The 15,154-nt window shown below is 45.0% G+C and carries 14 protein-coding genes; 7 read left to right on the top strand and 7 right to left on the bottom strand.

Features of this window, described 5'->3' with window-relative positions; all coding sequences use genetic code 11:
• Positions 1–14: 14 nt before the first annotated feature.
• The 5 genes from BN8908_RS06860 to BN8908_RS06840 all read left to right on the top strand — a co-directional run bounded on the left by BN8908_RS06860 (position 15) and on the right by BN8908_RS06840 (position 4,430).
• Positions 15–713, top strand: a complete 699-nt coding sequence (locus BN8908_RS06860; RefSeq protein ID WP_004293520.1) for a WecB/TagA/CpsF family glycosyltransferase — start codon at positions 15–17, stop codon at positions 711–713.
• A gap of 4 nt (positions 714–717) precedes the next feature.
• A complete protein-coding gene (gene wecB, locus BN8908_RS06855) occupies positions 718–1,878 on the top strand; it encodes a non-hydrolyzing UDP-N-acetylglucosamine 2-epimerase (protein ID WP_004293519.1) in 1,161 nt (386 codons plus the stop codon).
• A gap of 36 nt (positions 1,879–1,914) precedes the next feature.
• Positions 1,915–2,280, top strand: a complete 366-nt coding sequence (locus BN8908_RS06850; RefSeq protein WP_004293518.1) for a hypothetical protein — start codon at positions 1,915–1,917, stop codon at positions 2,278–2,280.
• A 330-nt stretch (positions 2,281–2,610) separates the two neighbouring features.
• Positions 2,611–3,735, top strand: a complete 1,125-nt coding sequence (locus tag BN8908_RS06845; RefSeq protein ID WP_004293517.1) for an AAA family ATPase — start codon at positions 2,611–2,613, stop codon at positions 3,733–3,735.
• The gene (locus BN8908_RS06840; protein WP_004293516.1) at positions 3,732–4,430 is read left to right on the top strand and encodes a DUF4276 family protein; all 699 of its coding nucleotides are present in this window, start codon (positions 3,732–3,734) and stop codon (positions 4,428–4,430) included. Before BN8908_RS06845 ends, BN8908_RS06840 begins: the two co-directional genes overlap by 4 nt.
• 453 nt (positions 4,431–4,883) lie before the next feature.
• Here the strand turns inward: BN8908_RS06840 and BN8908_RS06835 are convergent, their stop codons facing one another.
• From BN8908_RS06835 to BN8908_RS06825, 3 genes are read right to left on the bottom strand one after another with little or no spacing between them, the layout of a single operon-like run.
• Positions 4,884–5,903, bottom strand: a complete 1,020-nt coding sequence (locus tag BN8908_RS06835) for a hypothetical protein (protein WP_004293514.1) — start codon at positions 5,901–5,903, stop codon at positions 4,884–4,886.
• 15 nt (positions 5,904–5,918) lie between these two features.
• A complete protein-coding gene (locus BN8908_RS06830; RefSeq protein ID WP_004303996.1) occupies positions 5,919–7,508 on the bottom strand; it encodes a phage terminase large subunit in 1,590 nt (529 codons plus the stop codon).
• Positions 7,509–7,513: 5 nt separating this feature from the next.
• Positions 7,514–7,948: a DUF5675 family protein gene (locus BN8908_RS06825; RefSeq protein ID WP_004293512.1), complete on the bottom strand. Its 435-nt coding sequence runs from the start codon at positions 7,946–7,948 to the stop codon at positions 7,514–7,516.
• Positions 7,949–8,084: 136 nt separating this feature from the next.
• On the opposite strand from BN8908_RS06825, the gene BN8908_RS06820 reads away from it, so the two are divergent.
• On the top strand, positions 8,085–8,366 hold the full coding sequence (locus tag BN8908_RS06820; RefSeq protein WP_004293511.1) for an HU family DNA-binding protein: 282 nt from the start codon (positions 8,085–8,087) through the stop codon (positions 8,364–8,366).
• A 23-nt stretch (positions 8,367–8,389) separates the two neighbouring features.
• On the opposite strand, the gene BN8908_RS06815 is transcribed toward BN8908_RS06820, so the two are convergent.
• From BN8908_RS06815 to BN8908_RS06805, 3 genes are all read right to left on the bottom strand, one after another.
• Positions 8,390–8,626 (bottom strand): hypothetical protein, encoded by a 237-nt coding sequence (locus BN8908_RS06815; protein ID WP_004293510.1) that lies wholly within the window; start codon positions 8,624–8,626, stop codon positions 8,390–8,392.
• A 295-nt stretch (positions 8,627–8,921) separates the two neighbouring features.
• On the bottom strand, positions 8,922–9,098 hold the full coding sequence (locus BN8908_RS06810) for a histone H1 (protein ID WP_004293509.1): 177 nt from the start codon (positions 9,096–9,098) through the stop codon (positions 8,922–8,924).
• A 178-nt stretch (positions 9,099–9,276) separates the two neighbouring features.
• Entirely contained in the window at positions 9,277–10,554 is a 1,278-nt protein-coding gene (locus tag BN8908_RS06805; RefSeq protein ID WP_004293508.1) for a phage integrase SAM-like domain-containing protein, read from the bottom strand.
• 347 nt (positions 10,555–10,901) lie between these two features.
• On the opposite strand from BN8908_RS06805, the gene BN8908_RS06800 reads away from it, so the two are divergent.
• A complete protein-coding gene (locus tag BN8908_RS06800; RefSeq protein ID WP_082989233.1) occupies positions 10,902–12,356 on the top strand; it encodes an RNA-binding domain-containing protein in 1,455 nt (484 codons plus the stop codon).
• An 88-nt stretch (positions 12,357–12,444) separates the two neighbouring features.
• On the opposite strand, the gene BN8908_RS06795 is transcribed toward BN8908_RS06800, so the two are convergent.
• Entirely contained in the window at positions 12,445–15,084 is a 2,640-nt protein-coding gene (locus BN8908_RS06795) for a glycoside hydrolase family 2 protein (RefSeq protein WP_068689849.1), read from the bottom strand.
• Between the last annotated feature and the right edge of the window lie 70 nt (positions 15,085–15,154).

The raw sequence follows: 15,154 nt of genomic DNA, 5'->3' as shown, positions 1-15,154 counted from the left end.
AATTTCCAACATAAATGAATAAAGTTTCTTTAAACGGAGTCGAAATATATCCGTTCGATTCCGAACAGTCTTTGTTGTCTTTTGTAAACGATAATAAGGGCATATTAGTAGCCATAAATGCTGAGAAAATTTTACATGCTACAGATCAGACACGAGGAATTATCAATCGGAACATAGGGTATTGCGATGGAGCCGGCGCACAAATGGCTCTCAAACAAAAAGGTTTTGAAAATGCGTGTAAAATTCCCGGTTGTGAGTTGTGGCTCAAAATTGTAGCTCAATTTTATAGAGAAAAGACTTTTTATTTGATAGGTGGTAAACCTCAAATCATAGAAGAAACTGTGTCTAAACTGCGTAAAGAATATGCAGGGATTCACATTATCGGTTATCGGGATGGATATATCAAGGCAAACGAGGAACGGGAAAGACTTATAAAAGACATAACCGAAAAAAGACCTGATGTGGTATTTGTGGCTATGGGGTCTCCTAAACAGGAATTACTGATGGAAGAAATACAGCATAGACACAAAGCCATCTTTCAAGGATTAGGCGGCAGCTTCGATGTATATACTGGCCATGTGGAAAGGGCTCCTAAATGGTGGGTGAACCACAATCTTGAATTTGCCTATCGGTTGCTCAAAGAACCGAAAAGAATAAAACGGCAAATTCACTTGATAAAGTATGCCTGGTGGCTGATAACTAAAAAATTATAGAACAATGAAGAAGGTAATGCTGGTCTTCGGGACTCGTCCGGAGGCCATTAAGATGGCTCCGTTGGTGAAGGAGTTCCAAAAAAAATCAGCAGACTTTGAAACAATCGTCTGCGTGACGGGGCAGCATCGTGAAATGCTCGATCAGGTGTTGCAGATATTCGATATCAAGCCGAATTATGACTTGAACATCATGAAGCAGGGGCAAGATCTGTATGATGTAACCGCCCGTGTGCTGACCGGGATGCGTGATGTGTTGAACAAGGCGAAACCTGATGTGGTATTGGTGCACGGTGACACAACCACTTCTACTGCCGCCGCACTCGCAGCTTTCTATCAGCAGATCCCTGTAGGTCATGTAGAAGCGGGCCTGCGTACCCACAACATATACAGCCCTTGGCCGGAGGAGATGAACAGACAAATAACAGGGCGCATTGCCACCTATCACTTTTCTCCGACCGCTTTAAGCAAGAAAAATCTGTTGACGGAAGGTGTGCAGGAGGACAAGATAACCGTAACAGGGAATACGGTCATCGATGCCCTTCATATCGTTGTTGATAAAATAAAGACTGACGGAGCTCTACAACAAGAACTTGCCGGGGTGCTGGAAAAAGCGGGTTACGATACCTCACGGCTTGCTGATGGCAAGAAACTCGTTTTGATAACCGGACACCGACGTGAAAATTTCGGAGACGGATTCATCAGCATGTGCACAGCCATTAAGGATCTGACGGCAAAATATCCATATGTGGACTTTGTCTATCCGATGCACTTGAACCCCAATGTCCGCAAACCTATCCATGAAGTATTCGGGGAGAATTTGAATAGTTTGGGAAATATGTTCTTTATCGAACCATTGGAATATCTGAGTTTCGTGTTCCTGATGGAAAAAGTGACCCTTGTCCTTACCGACAGCGGTGGTATTCAGGAAGAGGCTCCGGGGTTAGGCAAACCGGTACTGGTGATGCGTGACACCACCGAACGTCCGGAGGCGTTGGATGCAGGAACGGTAAAATTGGTAGGAACCGATTATAACAAAATTGTCTCCGAGGTATCGATTTTATTGGATGATGCATCTGCTTATGAGCAAATGAGTAAAGCCATTAATCCTTACGGTGACGGAAAAGCGTGTATGCGTATAACGCAAACACTTAATGTTCGGTTGTAACTTTTGTATTTTCTTGACACATTCACCAGAAGAAATATGTTAGTACCGAAGGTGAATGTCGTATTGCAGGCGGACAAAGACATCGGCAGCATAACAGAGGCAGACATTTGGCTCAATTGTATGGACGGCAACGGTAACTTCTTGTCTGTGGCTGCGGAAGACCATACCGGCGACGGACATTACATTGCCACCTTGCCGTTAGACTACAGCCCGGTAGAGCCTTTCATCCAAGTTCACTTGAATGAAATGGTCTATGATTACCTGTCCATTCCGAATTTCAAAGCGGGACAGGAATGTCAAATCTCGCTTATACTCGGTACGGACGGGCTTCGCACACCGGGAATAGGAGCTGAAATCGACGACTGGGAAGTTGTGGAAGGAGATGTCACATTCGTAAAATGACAAAATATAATAAATGACGCCTGCTGGTTTTGTTATCATTGGCAGGCGTTTCACTTTTTATCCCTCATTCAGGAATCCCGGCATTTACCGAGTGTTCCGCTTGTTCTGCACGTCTTTTTCCCATTTCGATGTGAAGGATTTACCACAAAGGGCTTGGAGAAGAAGAAACACATAGCAGAACTGAAAATCCGACCTAGCTAAAAAGAAAAACAGATTTCTTATTTATGCCTTCAGACTCCGGACAAATTAACTCTATAGTTTTTTGAGCATTCCTTCGTTCGTATTGGGATTTATGGTTATTTTTGTAATTCAATCAATAATATGACGATAATGGCAAAGACATACCAAAGGACTAAATTACAAGAAGTCACGATCAGAGGATATAAATCCATAGCCTATGACAGACCTGTGACCTTGAAGCTGGGTGATGTCAGCATCTTGTTGGGTGCCAACGGTGCAGGCAAGAGCAATATCATCAGTTTTTTCCGGATGCTGAGCTACATGATGAGCAAGTCATTCGGGAGATATGTGGAAATATCGGGCACGTCTCATGCCTTGCTGCATTACGGCATTAAACGGACACCGGTCATGTCCGGAGAACTGAAGTTTGCCGACAGCAATTCCATGGATGTTTATGGCTTTTCATTGGCCAATGCCACTCCCGACAGGCTGATTATCACGGAAGAGCGGATTACATGGCATCGCAAGGGGGAGAAAAAGCCCTATGAGATAGCACTGGAACCGAATTTCAAGGAGTCCGCTCTCGCAGAGTGTGAGGATCCGGTTGCCAAAACTATTTTCCAGATGCTTTCTTACTGCAAGGTATATCAGTTTCACGATTCATCGACAGAGGGGCCGCTACGTCAGGCTTGTCCCGTCGAGACGGCCAATTACCTCCAGTCGCACGGAAACAATCTGCCTTCTTTCCTGCTGTTCCTGCGGGAGAACTACAAGGATGCCTACAACCGGATTGTTGACTATGTCCGTGACGTAGTTCCCCAGTTCCAGGACTTCTATCTGGAGCCCGTGGGTGGTATCATTTCTCTCCGGTGGATAGATAATTCTGCCACGGACTATCGTTTCAATGCCTACCAGTTCTCCGACGGATCTATCCGTTTCATTGCCCTGGCCGCCTTGCTTCTGCAGCCTGCCCAGACAATGCCCAACGTCATCATTTTGGATGAACCGGAACTTGGCTTGCATCCCTATGCCATCAGCCAGCTGGCAGAAATGATTAAGGATGCGTCCATACACGCACAGGTCATTATTGCCACGCAGAGCAAGGATTTGGTCGATCATTTCGACATCGGCGATATCTCTGTGGTGGAAATGAACAAGGAAACGCAGGCAACCTCTGTCACTCACCTTGACGCCAAAGAATATCATCTTTGGCTTCAGAACTATACGGTGAGCGAACTTTGGGACAAAAACATCATAGGAGGACGTCCCGTATGAAAGCGAAGATTATTCATGTCCTTTGTGAGGGACAGACGGAACAGGGATTTGTGGAGGAAGTGTTGCGTCCCTACCTGCAAGCGCAAGGTGTGGCAGGTGTAAAAAGCATCCTGATTACCACTAACAAGAAAAAGAATGCCCGTGGTGGAATGCTGAGCTATGCTCAGGCGGTGACAGACCTAGAACTGTTGCGGAAAATGAAGATGGACGGCGAATACGAACGTCATGTTTTCACAACGATGTTCGACCTCTACGCATTGCCGGATGATTTTCCCGGTTATGAAGCAGCCAAAGCAATCGGTGAGCCTTACGCCCGTGTCGCAGCATTGGAAACGGCGTTTGCTGAAGCAATCAACGATAGTCGTTTCATTCCCTATATTCAGCTGCATGAATTTGAAGCTCTGCTCTTTTGCGGTATTGACTATCTGGCAAAGCGTTACCCCGGTTGTGAGAAACGCTGCGAACAGCTGAAAAAAGACCTGGAGAAAACCAGCAACCCCGAGCTGATAAACAATAGTCCGGAAACGGCTCCGAGCAAACGTATTATCAAGGCGATAGAAGGAGACAAAAAACAGCATTACAACTACAATAAGCCGGCTACCGGCAAAGATGTTACCAAAAGTGTCGGCATGGATGAACTTCGTGCCCGGTGCAGTCACTTCAATGAATGGATAGAAAAGTTGATAGACTGCTGATTCTGTAATCAGATAATATCAAGGTTCTGACAGACAGGTTCGAGTGTTTATCTCAAAAATGGAAGAGATGGGGATTATACAGAAAGAGGGTGTAGGAAGAAATACTCGCTATATAAAGACTGCGAGTTTCCCATCTTTTAATTGAGAAGACAATTTTTGCTCTGTCCAAAAAACAAGTTTTTGGTCAAAAAACAGCACAAATAACTGATTATCAATTATTCTTTCAATGCCCGAAAATCTGTTTTTTTGTACGAAAGAGTTCTTTCACTTTTCTATCCCTCATTCCGGAATTCCGGCATTTACCAGATATTACTAATTAAAAAATTTAGATAAGTAACGAGATGCTAGATTTGATTAGTTGCTCGTAAGGTATAAGGCATCGACATTCTTCTGTTATTTAGTCAGTTGAAAAAATGTAACAATTATTTCTCTGATACCTAATACTTTTTCTATTTACACCATCCACGGATTCTTATACGGATCATAATCCGTCTGGAAAGTAGCCAGTTGCCAGTCGGTGACAGGTTTCTTCGAGTCATCGACTTTGCGGGGAATCTGCGGATTAAGCCGTAGTTTGGCGGCATCATTGAGCCATTTCATGCTATCCTCGTAATCGCGCATGCGGACAACACTGACATTATTCGGAGCAATGAGTTTCGTGAGTTCGTAGATGGCCAGCCGGACCATGTGCTTCTTGAGATTGTAGTTGCGGGGGTCATGCAACGAGAGGTTCTGCCCGACTTGCGGTGTGTCCGCGTTCACATCCGTTTCCGGGTAAAATACCCGTCCGTCATAAACGACATATTCGTGTTCCGACAACTCATAGGCATTGTATGATGAATCGTAATCGGCTATGGCTCCCCAGCAGTCGGAAACCATCGGGTCAAGATTGTAATCGAAACCTTCAAGCGTCATCAAAGTATAGAATGCTCCTTCATACTCGACGACTGCCCACAGAGGATACTCGACAGGCTGCCATAACGAGGCTTCCGCCTCGATCCAACCGCCGACCAACGGGATACGGACATCATCGAACTTGTACCCGTTTTCATTAAGACAAGTATAAACAATGCCGTTATAATTCACTTTATCTCCCGGATAATAGGTGTTGAACTGGGAATAATTTACAACTTGTCCCGCATCGACACGGATATCAGAACTCTCTTCCCAATAGACAACCGTTGCCGGCTTGCGATAGCCGCTGACGGAGCGTATCACCTCATGGATTTGTCCCTCGAAATAGACATGCACACCCACGGGATAGGTAATCCGACGGTCGTATTCGGCGATATATTTTCCTTTTGCAAGTTCCTTTTCAATCTCGTAGTTCTCCGACAAATATTCCACGATACTCATCTCCGTCGATTCTTCCGCCTGGATGAATCGTGCATCATTGCCCCGCGTGAGTTGTGCCAGGGCTTCCGGAGTAATTATCCCAAGATAGTCGTCATTATTGAGAAACCGTCTGTACATATCCTTGTTCCGTTATTAGTATGAAAATCCTTCCTGAATTACCGATGTGGATACCACATACCCGTTCCCGTCGCCTCCGCTCTTGAACTTGTACCAGCTGTCACGCAGGTAGTAACAGAGCAGGTAGTCAAGGCAGTCGGACAAGTGCCCGTACCGTTCATATTTGACACCGGTTTTCGGGTCGGTGGTCTTCTGTTTGCTCTTGGTACCGTCCTCGTTACGAAGCTGGTAAATCAGATCCTGGGTAAGTTTGCGACATTTGATATCGATTTGTATCTCCCAGCCTTCATAGCCCCCGAATACCTCGTTGACGAACTCGCACCGTGTAGCCTGCGGAGGCTGCTTGCGTAATAGCTTTACCTTCGGTCGCAGGATTCCTCTGCCGAAAGTGTCCGTGATGATGGTATAGTTGTTGATGCCGTCCTCGTTGGTGGTGGAGCGTTGTAACCCGGAAGGGTCACCGGTCACATCCACTCCGCCGATATGCTTGTCCCGGTAAAGTTTTAAGCGTACTTTCCGTGCCAACGCAGGTGTGTTGTTCTCCTTTTCCTCCGGCTTGCCGAGTATCTCTTCCAGTATATAGACCTTCCTGTTTTCATAGTCTATTTGTGCGGAGAGCACCGACATTTGGGGGGCAACATTGAAGTCCCACACCGTGATGAGCGGCTTGGTCGGATCGTATGCTTTTTCTTTCAGTCCGGTAACGAGATGCCGGGAGCCGTCGAAACTGTTATAAATCGCCATATCGTTGGCTTCCACGAAATCCCAGTTGCCATAGAGCAGGCGTTCCTTTGTCGCCTGATCCCGGATCTTGTTCAGGGCCGCCTCGTACACCTGACGGAAAGCGATATTCGGGTTGTCAAACACGGAAAAAGGTATATACGCTTCACCCTCGCGGCAGATGACCTTGTCTCCGTTTTCGTCCTGCACGAAGCGGGAACGCACCCAGTTAATCGTCGGATTGGTGGTGAGCAGCATTCTCGGAGTCTTGAATGTCTCATGGGTTCTCCAGCGGAGACGGGAGAACAGCACTTCGACGGCCCGTTCCGAGATTTCCGACACCTCGTCCACCATGGCGATGGTGTATTCCGAAGAGCCGAAACGCTCGAAGTTGGGGTCGCTGGGGATATCCGCCATCTCCTTCATGATGATGACCGAGTCATTCCAGAATGTGAGCGTGCCTTCGAGGTTGTTTATCTTGTAGTTTGTATCCTCTTTCAGTCCCCAATCCTTCAGAATCGACTTGATGGTATTCCATGTCGATTCCTTCAACGACTTGAGTGTCTTACGGGCCACCACCGCACGGATATTCTCGAACCGGATACATGAAGACACCAGCCAAACGCTGCCGATATACGATTTTCCGCCGCCGGCCGCTCCGCCTCCCAGTATCAGCTGCGGCAGGTTCTGCGACTTGCAATGCCTGCATTGGGGCCTGTACTGAGGGTTGCCTTGCTGGTCATAGCCGATAAGGATTTGCTCGATCTCCCCGCCACAATGGGGACAATAGTTCGGTTGCAACAGTTTCCAGAGTTCATACTGCCGTGGGGACGGTTTGAACTCGATGCGCAGGTTTCTGGGTGGTTTGAGCCTGTTGACCGCCATTAGATTTATACAATCTGAATGGTTATGTCCCTTTCGGACTCGAGTATAGCATACAGTTTTTGGAATGTAGTACGGGATTCCAAAACTTTTCCCTTGACCGTATTCTTTCCCACGATGATACAGCCGGCGGAATCGACTTCGGTATTGCCGGAATGGATCAGGATGCCGAGGAAATGCGGCACATCATGCAGATATGGCATTTTCTTCTTGTACCTGGGACTGTACTGAAGAGTGACTTTATAAGTCCCGGCAGGAATGGCAGTCTTGGCATAGACCTTTTCCTTGCAGGTACAGGAACGGCCGCGAGGAGTATCCGGACAGGTTGCCGGAAGTTCCCTCACGGCATCTTCGATGGTATTACAGAAAAATTTGCCGTCGATGGACAGGTCACCTATGGTATAGGTCTGACCTTTGAATTTGCGGTTGAGTGTCAGCTTCATACTTCGATACTATTTGTATCGAAAGAGTAGAGACGGACGCCGGCTAATGTTTATTATATGTGTTTGTAAAAGGAGGATATTTCAGGAAATGATGTATCTTTGTGAACGGATTGACAGTATTTAATCAAGAGTTAATATGACAAAAGCGGATATCGTCAGGGAAATAGCAACGCAGACCGGTCTGGAGAAGCAGGTCGTGTTACAAGTTGTCGAAGGATTCATGGATAGCGTAAAGTCTTCCATGATAAACGGCGAGGAGGTTTATCTTCGCGGCTTCGGCAGTTTCATCATCAAGCACCGTGCGGAAAAGACAGCACGCAACATAAGCAGGAATACCACGGTGATAGTGCCTGCCCACAATATCCCGGCATTCAAGCCGTCAAAAGCCTTTGCAGGAAGGATGAAATCAGACAAATAAGGTGATTATATGCAACAGGAGCGTTATTCAGATGATCCTGTTACTTTATACAGGGCAACGAGGTTGGCATTGTCCGATTGGAACAGGAAACGGCCGTTGCTTAAAAGGCATTCGTGGATGGTGTTGTCATTAGGATCCGACTCCAATAAAGCCCCCGCCTTGTTTTCATCGATAAGAAGCATTTCTATGCCTTGTACGGTGGCGGCAGTTGCATCAGCAGGAATTTTCAAAAGTTCATCCATCAGATTCATGTCGTTCATAATATCTCCGTATTTGGCTTGAGTCCCGTCAAGCATTCAATGTACCAAGACCAAAAAGCGTGGGACATAACCCGTAGCACCGAGGTTCTGGTAAACCTATCCGCAAACAAGTTAAGCCCACGCAAAAGCATAGGCGAAAACTGTTTGTCCTGCGGATAAGTGAAATTTACCAGATTTCGGTGCATGACAAAAGCTAACGCTTTCCGTATTTTATTATGTCGTTCTGCCAATATGGTTTTTATGCCGCATCTGCAGAAGAACCGGCATTATGTGATAACGACCGGACGTGTAAAGGCTATTTCTTGGATTCTTCCAAGGAAACCTTACGAAACTCTTTCATCAGTTTTTCCAATTCCAACGAAGTCTTGCGGGCACGGGTACCTGCGGCCTTGTTGCCTTTTTCAATCTGAAGTGCCGCATCCGTGGAGAATGTAGCATATACTTCCTGTATCTTTGAAACCAACTCTTTCATATAAATATTATTTAAGTTATTGACTACAAAGGTAGTGAAAATAATCAAGAATAAGAGCGATTCTGTCAATATAATAAATATCACATTGGTAATCAATGACTTTTAACAGCCATTATACCGTATGATTTATCCATCAGAGAAATTGTCAAGGTGTTTACAACTTTATGGATATGTCTGGTCAGAACATTTCTTCCATCTGCCGCTTGATTTCTTCCCGCTTTGTATTCTTGTAGTAATGCTTATAGATGGTCAATGGGCTGTTACCAGCCATCTCTGCAACCACATACGGATTATTACCGGCATCTACCATCTTCGATATGAAAGAGCCACGGGCGGAATACCATGTGATGTTTTCTTTAATGCGCAACATCTTGCATGCTTTCGTCAAGGTTTGTGAAAGGCGTGTGGAAATTTGCTTGACACGTGTAGTCTTCTTGGAAGTGGTCGTGTGTTTATGAGTAAAAACAGGAAATACATAATTTCCATAACTTTGCCCACGGTATTTATTCATGATGGCTTTTGCTTTACTGAGTAATTCCGGTTTGGCTGTTTTGGGAAACTTGATACGTTCATAGACGATGCGGTCTTCCTGGACCAAATCCCATGTCAGGTTACATACATCGACATTCGCCATACCTCCGGTATAGTAGCTGAACAGGAACAAATCAAGATGCAACTGCTCTTTTTTCGTAAACAAGGTACGGTCAACATTTGCGATTTTAGCTATGACTGTTTCCGGAACTGCTCTTGAAGTGGTTTCCGGCCAATTAATATCATCACCGAGACAGAGGAAGTTATCCATATTCACCCCGTACATCTCTTTCTTTTCTGCCTGCCTGCATACGGCACGGAGCAACCTTAGTTTGTGTGTAAGTCCGGCCTTGTTGCCATTTCTGATACCTCTTTCTTTAAGCCAAAACGCAAAGTCAAGAAGAAACTCTTCTGTAATATCCGTAAAGAAATAAGAGGAAAAGGCTTTTTCATATTTTTCCTTTGTAAACGCCTGCAGTTCACGCTTGAGATAGACATACCGTTTAGCATTGGTCGTGCTGTCGACAATCTGACCGTTCTTGATGCGTTTCTTGTTTTTGAATGTCTCTTCAAGATAATCGATCATCTGCTGGACACTCTTTACTTTGACCTCGGGTTTGGCCGCCTTGATTTCATCGAAGCAATGTGATAGCTGGACGGGCGACCAGTTCCTGCCTTCCATCTCCCAGGTATCGGCGACATGCAGATATTTGGTTCGCAAATCGAAAAGCAGTTTGTTCTTGGTAGTGGCCTCCGCACTCCCTACACGGAAACTCTGAGACTTGACATCCCAGTCTTTTAATAGCCCTGTGATGTTTATAACCTTCGGCACACGGGCGTAACCGGTCTTGAAGAAAATTATCTCCAGCTTGACCATCTTGGTGTCTTTCGGGTTCTGCTTACCCCTGATGTTAATCGTGTACATAGACTGATAACGAGTTAGTTAATGACTTATTATTAATTCGCATTAGTAGGAATCAATTGGTATTAATTAACCTACATAGAAACCTACATGAAAAGAGTAGTTTCCTTAGCGAAATAATGTTTATACGGATAAATCCGTACTTGTGTCATTTACTAACTCGTTATCAATCAACTATTTTCCCTAATCACAAAAGTTGTGTCCGAAAAAAGGGTGTGCCGGTTGATACGGTCCTTTCTGTTTTAGTATTTGGAAGTAGGGGGATGAGGGAAAGGAGCCTAAAGGCTGAGTGTCGGTTTTTGAACTTTTGTAAAAAATGCTTAAATTGAAAAATGAAATAAATTATAGTCATGGATATTCAATCTGTTTTACAAAAAGGAGAGGGAATTAGTGCCGAGTTTAAGCGGGCGGAGTCTAAGGTTCCGGATAATTTGTTCGAGACGGTTTGTGCATTTTTAAACCGGAATGGGGGCATCATATTGTTGGGTGTAACCGATTCCGGGAAAGTAGAAGGGATAAAGGCCGGAATGGTAGAAAAGTTCTGCAAGGAAATTTCGAATTTGTCGAATAATCCGCAGAAATTAAATCCGACTTTTCTGTTGGAACCTGCGGTTATTGATTTCAGAAGGAAAAAACTGATATCGGTTTATGTTCCTGTTTCTTCACAGGTACATCGATGTGCCGGGAAGATTTTTGACCGGAGTGTGGACGGAGATTATGAAGTACGGAGTGATGATCAGATCCGGAATATGTATAGCCGGAAAAGTGCTTATTATTCGGAGGGTATGGTGTATCCTTATGTAAGAGAAGCGGATTTTGTACCCGGGATTGTGGCCCGTGTTCGTCAGATGATGGAAGTACAACGCCCCGATCAGCCATGGAATACATTATCCGATGAAGAATTCTACCGGATATCCGGATTATACCGCCGGGATATGCTGACCGGTAGGGAAGGATTTACTTTGGCTGCCTTGCTGTTGTTCGGGCAGGAGGAGGCTATACGGGATGTGGTACCGCATTATAAAATCGATGCTTTGTTACGCAGAAAAGATAAAGAGCGTTACGATGACCGGGTAAATATTCGTTGTAATCTGATCGATGCCTATCCTTTATTGATGCAGTTTATTGCCAAGCATTTGCCGGATCCGTTTTGGCTGGAAAGAGATCAGCGGATTTCTTTACGCGATATTATTTTCCGGGAAGTAATTGTTAATTTTTTGATTCACCGGGAGTATCTGAATGCTTATCCGGCTTCACTGATTATCTATGATAATGGGGTAGTATTGAAAAATGCCAATAAACCGCATGTATTCGGTGAATTGTACCCGGGAAATTACGAAGCATTTCCTAAAAACCCTAATATAGCGAATATATTCACACAAATTGGAAGGGCCGAAGAATTAGGGACGGGAGTGAGAAAGGTGTTTCAGTATATTAAGATGTATTCGGGATGTGAACGGGCTTTGTTCCGGGAGGAGGATTTATTTACCGTAAAAATCCCCTTGGTTGGCATGGAGGATGATTTGGATTTTATTGTGGGAGAAACTGTGGGAGAAACTGTGGGAGAAACTGTGGGAGAAACTGTGGGAGAAACTGTGGGAGAAACTGTGGGAGAAACCGGATTGAAAATATTGCAATTAATTAATAATAATCCATTTATAACGCGATTGGAATTGTCGGAAGCAATCGGGTTGTCTGTCCGGGGAATAGAATGGAATTTATTGCAGCTAAGGAAAAAAGGGATATTAAAACGTATGGGCGCTACGAAAAAAGGATATTGGAAAATTGTCCGGAGGTTGAAATAGCCTGATAAATAAAATCAGGGTTGTAATATTCTTTTGAGAGGGAATATTACAACCCTTACAGATGATTATATTTTTGCTTTGTATATTCTTATTTTTCGAATTCCCCTTGTTGTCTTTCGACCTCTTTCAGGCGGATGGAATTCAATTCCTGTTGCAGTTTCTGAATTTCCTTTTTCAATTCAAAGTTTGTTGTTTTATCTCCGTTTTTTTCCATATTCCGGGTATTCAATTTTTCAGCTTCCTGCGGGTCATAAAGCATTTGAAAACCGGGAGCCACACTCTCAAAAGTTACTTCTCCGGCTACTGGCATCTGTGAGCCTTTCAGCAAGACCTCTGCATGCACGGTAATTTTACCCGGTTGTAATCCGGAACGTATCAGTACGGGAGCAGTTCCCCATTCGATAGGTTTCGGATTTACAAATCCTGATTCTTCACCGACAATGCTTGCGGGACCTTTCACTGTGAATCGGATTTCATCTTTATTCAGGCGTTTGATGTTTCCCTGCTGATCGGCGATAGCAGCCACTACGGTGACAAAATCCGAACCGTCGGCAGTCAGTTTTTTCCCGTTATCATCTACCCACATTATAATTTTAGCCGGTCGCCGGGCTGGTCTTTTGATCTCTCGGGCCACTACTTTTCCGTCGATCAGTCCCTCGGCCAATAGGTATACCTCTTCTTGCTTTCCGGCTCTGCTTAATTCTTTGTCGTGCATAAAATCATATATATCCCGGAAAATAACAATCGGAGAGGGCATTCCCGTATTGCGCTTTTCCTTATGATAAATCCGGGTCTCTCCGTCTTTACAAAAAGTCAGGCGCACCTCGTCACAATTGGAATAGACCGTTACATCGGAGGGAGAAAAAGGTGTCATTTCGTGGGCGATATATATCATCGGTTCCGTTTTTTCCCGTTGAGCCATAAACATGTAATAGGCATATTTGGGCTGGCGGAATACATCCATCAATCCTCCGTAGAAAGGGTCGGGATGATATCCCCGCTGGTGGTCGAAGGAGTGCCAAAGGCAACCGCCGGCATGCTGGCGGCCGGTTTGGTACAATGTTTCGTAGCAGGTGTATTTATACGAGGGGGAGGCATAGTGGTTCGCCTGTATCAGCATCGGTTTTTCTCCCCAGCTCCGGTCTACCCGGCTCGGAGAGTTATGTGAATTCCAGTCGTCCACATTGTCGCCCCATTCCCGGGTAAAATAAGTAACTGTATCGTTACTTTCCCGGGATTCCCAACCGGCGTCGCCGGTTGCCGGATGGGTATAACGGATGGCGTAATACTCTTTCCCGCGTGCTGTTTCGTCACAAGCGCAGTAGCAGCCTGGGTAAGGATATTCTTCTTCTACGATGTGCCGTACTTTTTCTGCAAAATCTGCGGGATACCAGGTTTCATTCAGAATAGGCTCCCACAGCCACACTGAAGGATGATTCCGGTCGCGTCTCACCATATTCCGGATATCTGCATATACCCTTTCGCCGAAAACAGGATCGTTGTTCCAGAATTGCCAACCCGGCGTATTTACGATTACGAAAAGTCCTAATTCGTCGCAGGCATCCATAAAAGCGGGATCCTGTGGATAATGAGCATTTCGGATTACTTTCAGTCCGGCTTCCCGTAATTTTTTGGCATCTCTCCAATGCATACTATTAGGCAGTGCATTACCTACAACGGCAAAATCCTGATGTCGGTTGGCTCCGATCAGTGGAAACGGATAAGGTTTGCCGTTCAGCCAGAATCCGTCTTTTCCTCGGAATTCAATACTCCGGATTCCGATACGTTGTTTATATCCGTCTATCGTTTTGCCTGCTGCATCTTTTACAGTCACTATCAGCCAATATAAATTCGGATGCTCCGGGGACCATAAACTGGGAACACGAACCTCCATTTTTCCGTTGCGTTCTGCAGTTTGCCCGGCTTTAATGTGTAATTTTTGAGTCAGTCCGGCTACTTTTCTGCCGACTGTATCTTCCAGGATATAGTTGATTTTTCCCTGAAATGTTTTCTCTGTAACATTTTTTACTTGCAATTTCAGTAATACTTCTGCACTTTGTTCCGATACCCGGTCGTAACCGACAAAAATTCCCCCGCCTGCCGTTTCGTTTTCATAATTCGGGTCAGTGATGAATATGTGATTGTGAGTAATCAGGTAACAATCGCGGTATATGCCTCCGAAATAGGAGAAATCCAGGGTTTCCTGCGGCTTACCGGGAGGATATGCCGGATCGTTGCTATTGTCTGTACATACGGCGACTATATTGTCTTCTCCCGGTTTTACGATCTCTGAAATATCTACTGCCACAGGTAGGTATCCTCCGAAATGTTCGGACAGTAGCCGCCCGTTTACCCAGATTTTTGATTTTCCCATAATACCTTCGAAATACAGAAATATCTTTTTGCCTTTTAGTTCTGCAGGAAAAGAGAAATGTTTCCGGTACCAGGCGATACCCTGGTAGTTGACACATCCGCTGGCTTTTTCGGGTAAGTATTCCAAACCGTGGGGAATATTTACTACCTCCCACAAAGAATCCGGGTAGTTCGTTTGCCAGGCGTCGGGTATATCTCCTTTCCGGAAACGCCATGCCACATTCATATTATATACTTTCCGTCCGGAATTTTTCAGTTCGTAAAATCCGGCAGTCGACCAGGAGCTTTGGTTGTCGGCAAAGGATTGACAAGCAATTCCCCATAGAATTCCGATCAAAATAATATATTTTTTCATAGAGACAGAGATATAATTTATTTAGCAAACAGGATGATCATGCTTTATTAATAAACGAACATCTTGAATA

This window comes from Culturomica massiliensis (assembly GCF_900091655.1).
GTDB lineage: Bacteria > Bacteroidota > Bacteroidia > Bacteroidales > Marinifilaceae > Culturomica > Culturomica massiliensis.
Note: the sequence above shows the minus strand (reverse complement) of the source record. Positions and strands in the feature narration are given on the sequence as shown.

Bases quoted from the DNA above. Each gene is read 5' to 3' on its own strand.
- BN8908_RS06830 (WP_004303996.1), bottom strand. From the start codon at position 7,508: ATGGCGGTCAACAGGCTCAAACCACCCAGAAACCTGCGCATCGAGTTC.
- BN8908_RS06795 (WP_068689849.1), bottom strand. From the start codon at position 15,084: ATGAAAAAATATATTATTTTGATCGGAATTCTATGGGGAATTGCTTGT.
- BN8908_RS06860 (WP_004293520.1), top strand. From the start codon at position 15: ATGAATAAAGTTTCTTTAAACGGAGTCGAAATATATCCGTTCGATTCC.
- BN8908_RS06825 (WP_004293512.1), bottom strand. From the start codon at position 7,948: ATGAAGCTGACACTCAACCGCAAATTCAAAGGTCAGACCTATACCATA.
- BN8908_RS06815 (WP_004293510.1), bottom strand. From the start codon at position 8,626: ATGAACGACATGAATCTGATGGATGAACTTTTGAAAATTCCTGCTGAT.
- BN8908_RS06850 (WP_004293518.1), top strand. From the start codon at position 1,915: ATGTTAGTACCGAAGGTGAATGTCGTATTGCAGGCGGACAAAGACATC.
- BN8908_RS06805 (WP_004293508.1), bottom strand. From the start codon at position 10,554: ATGTACACGATTAACATCAGGGGTAAGCAGAACCCGAAAGACACCAAG.
- wecB (WP_004293519.1), top strand. From the start codon at position 718: ATGAAGAAGGTAATGCTGGTCTTCGGGACTCGTCCGGAGGCCATTAAG.
- BN8908_RS06820 (WP_004293511.1), top strand. From the start codon at position 8,085: ATGACAAAAGCGGATATCGTCAGGGAAATAGCAACGCAGACCGGTCTG.
- BN8908_RS06800 (WP_082989233.1), top strand. From the start codon at position 10,902: ATGGATATTCAATCTGTTTTACAAAAAGGAGAGGGAATTAGTGCCGAG.
- BN8908_RS06845 (WP_004293517.1), top strand. From the start codon at position 2,611: ATGGCAAAGACATACCAAAGGACTAAATTACAAGAAGTCACGATCAGA.
- BN8908_RS06835 (WP_004293514.1), bottom strand. From the start codon at position 5,903: ATGTACAGACGGTTTCTCAATAATGACGACTATCTTGGGATAATTACT.
- BN8908_RS06840 (WP_004293516.1), top strand. From the start codon at position 3,732: ATGAAAGCGAAGATTATTCATGTCCTTTGTGAGGGACAGACGGAACAG.
- BN8908_RS06810 (WP_004293509.1), bottom strand. From the start codon at position 9,098: ATGAAAGAGTTGGTTTCAAAGATACAGGAAGTATATGCTACATTCTCC.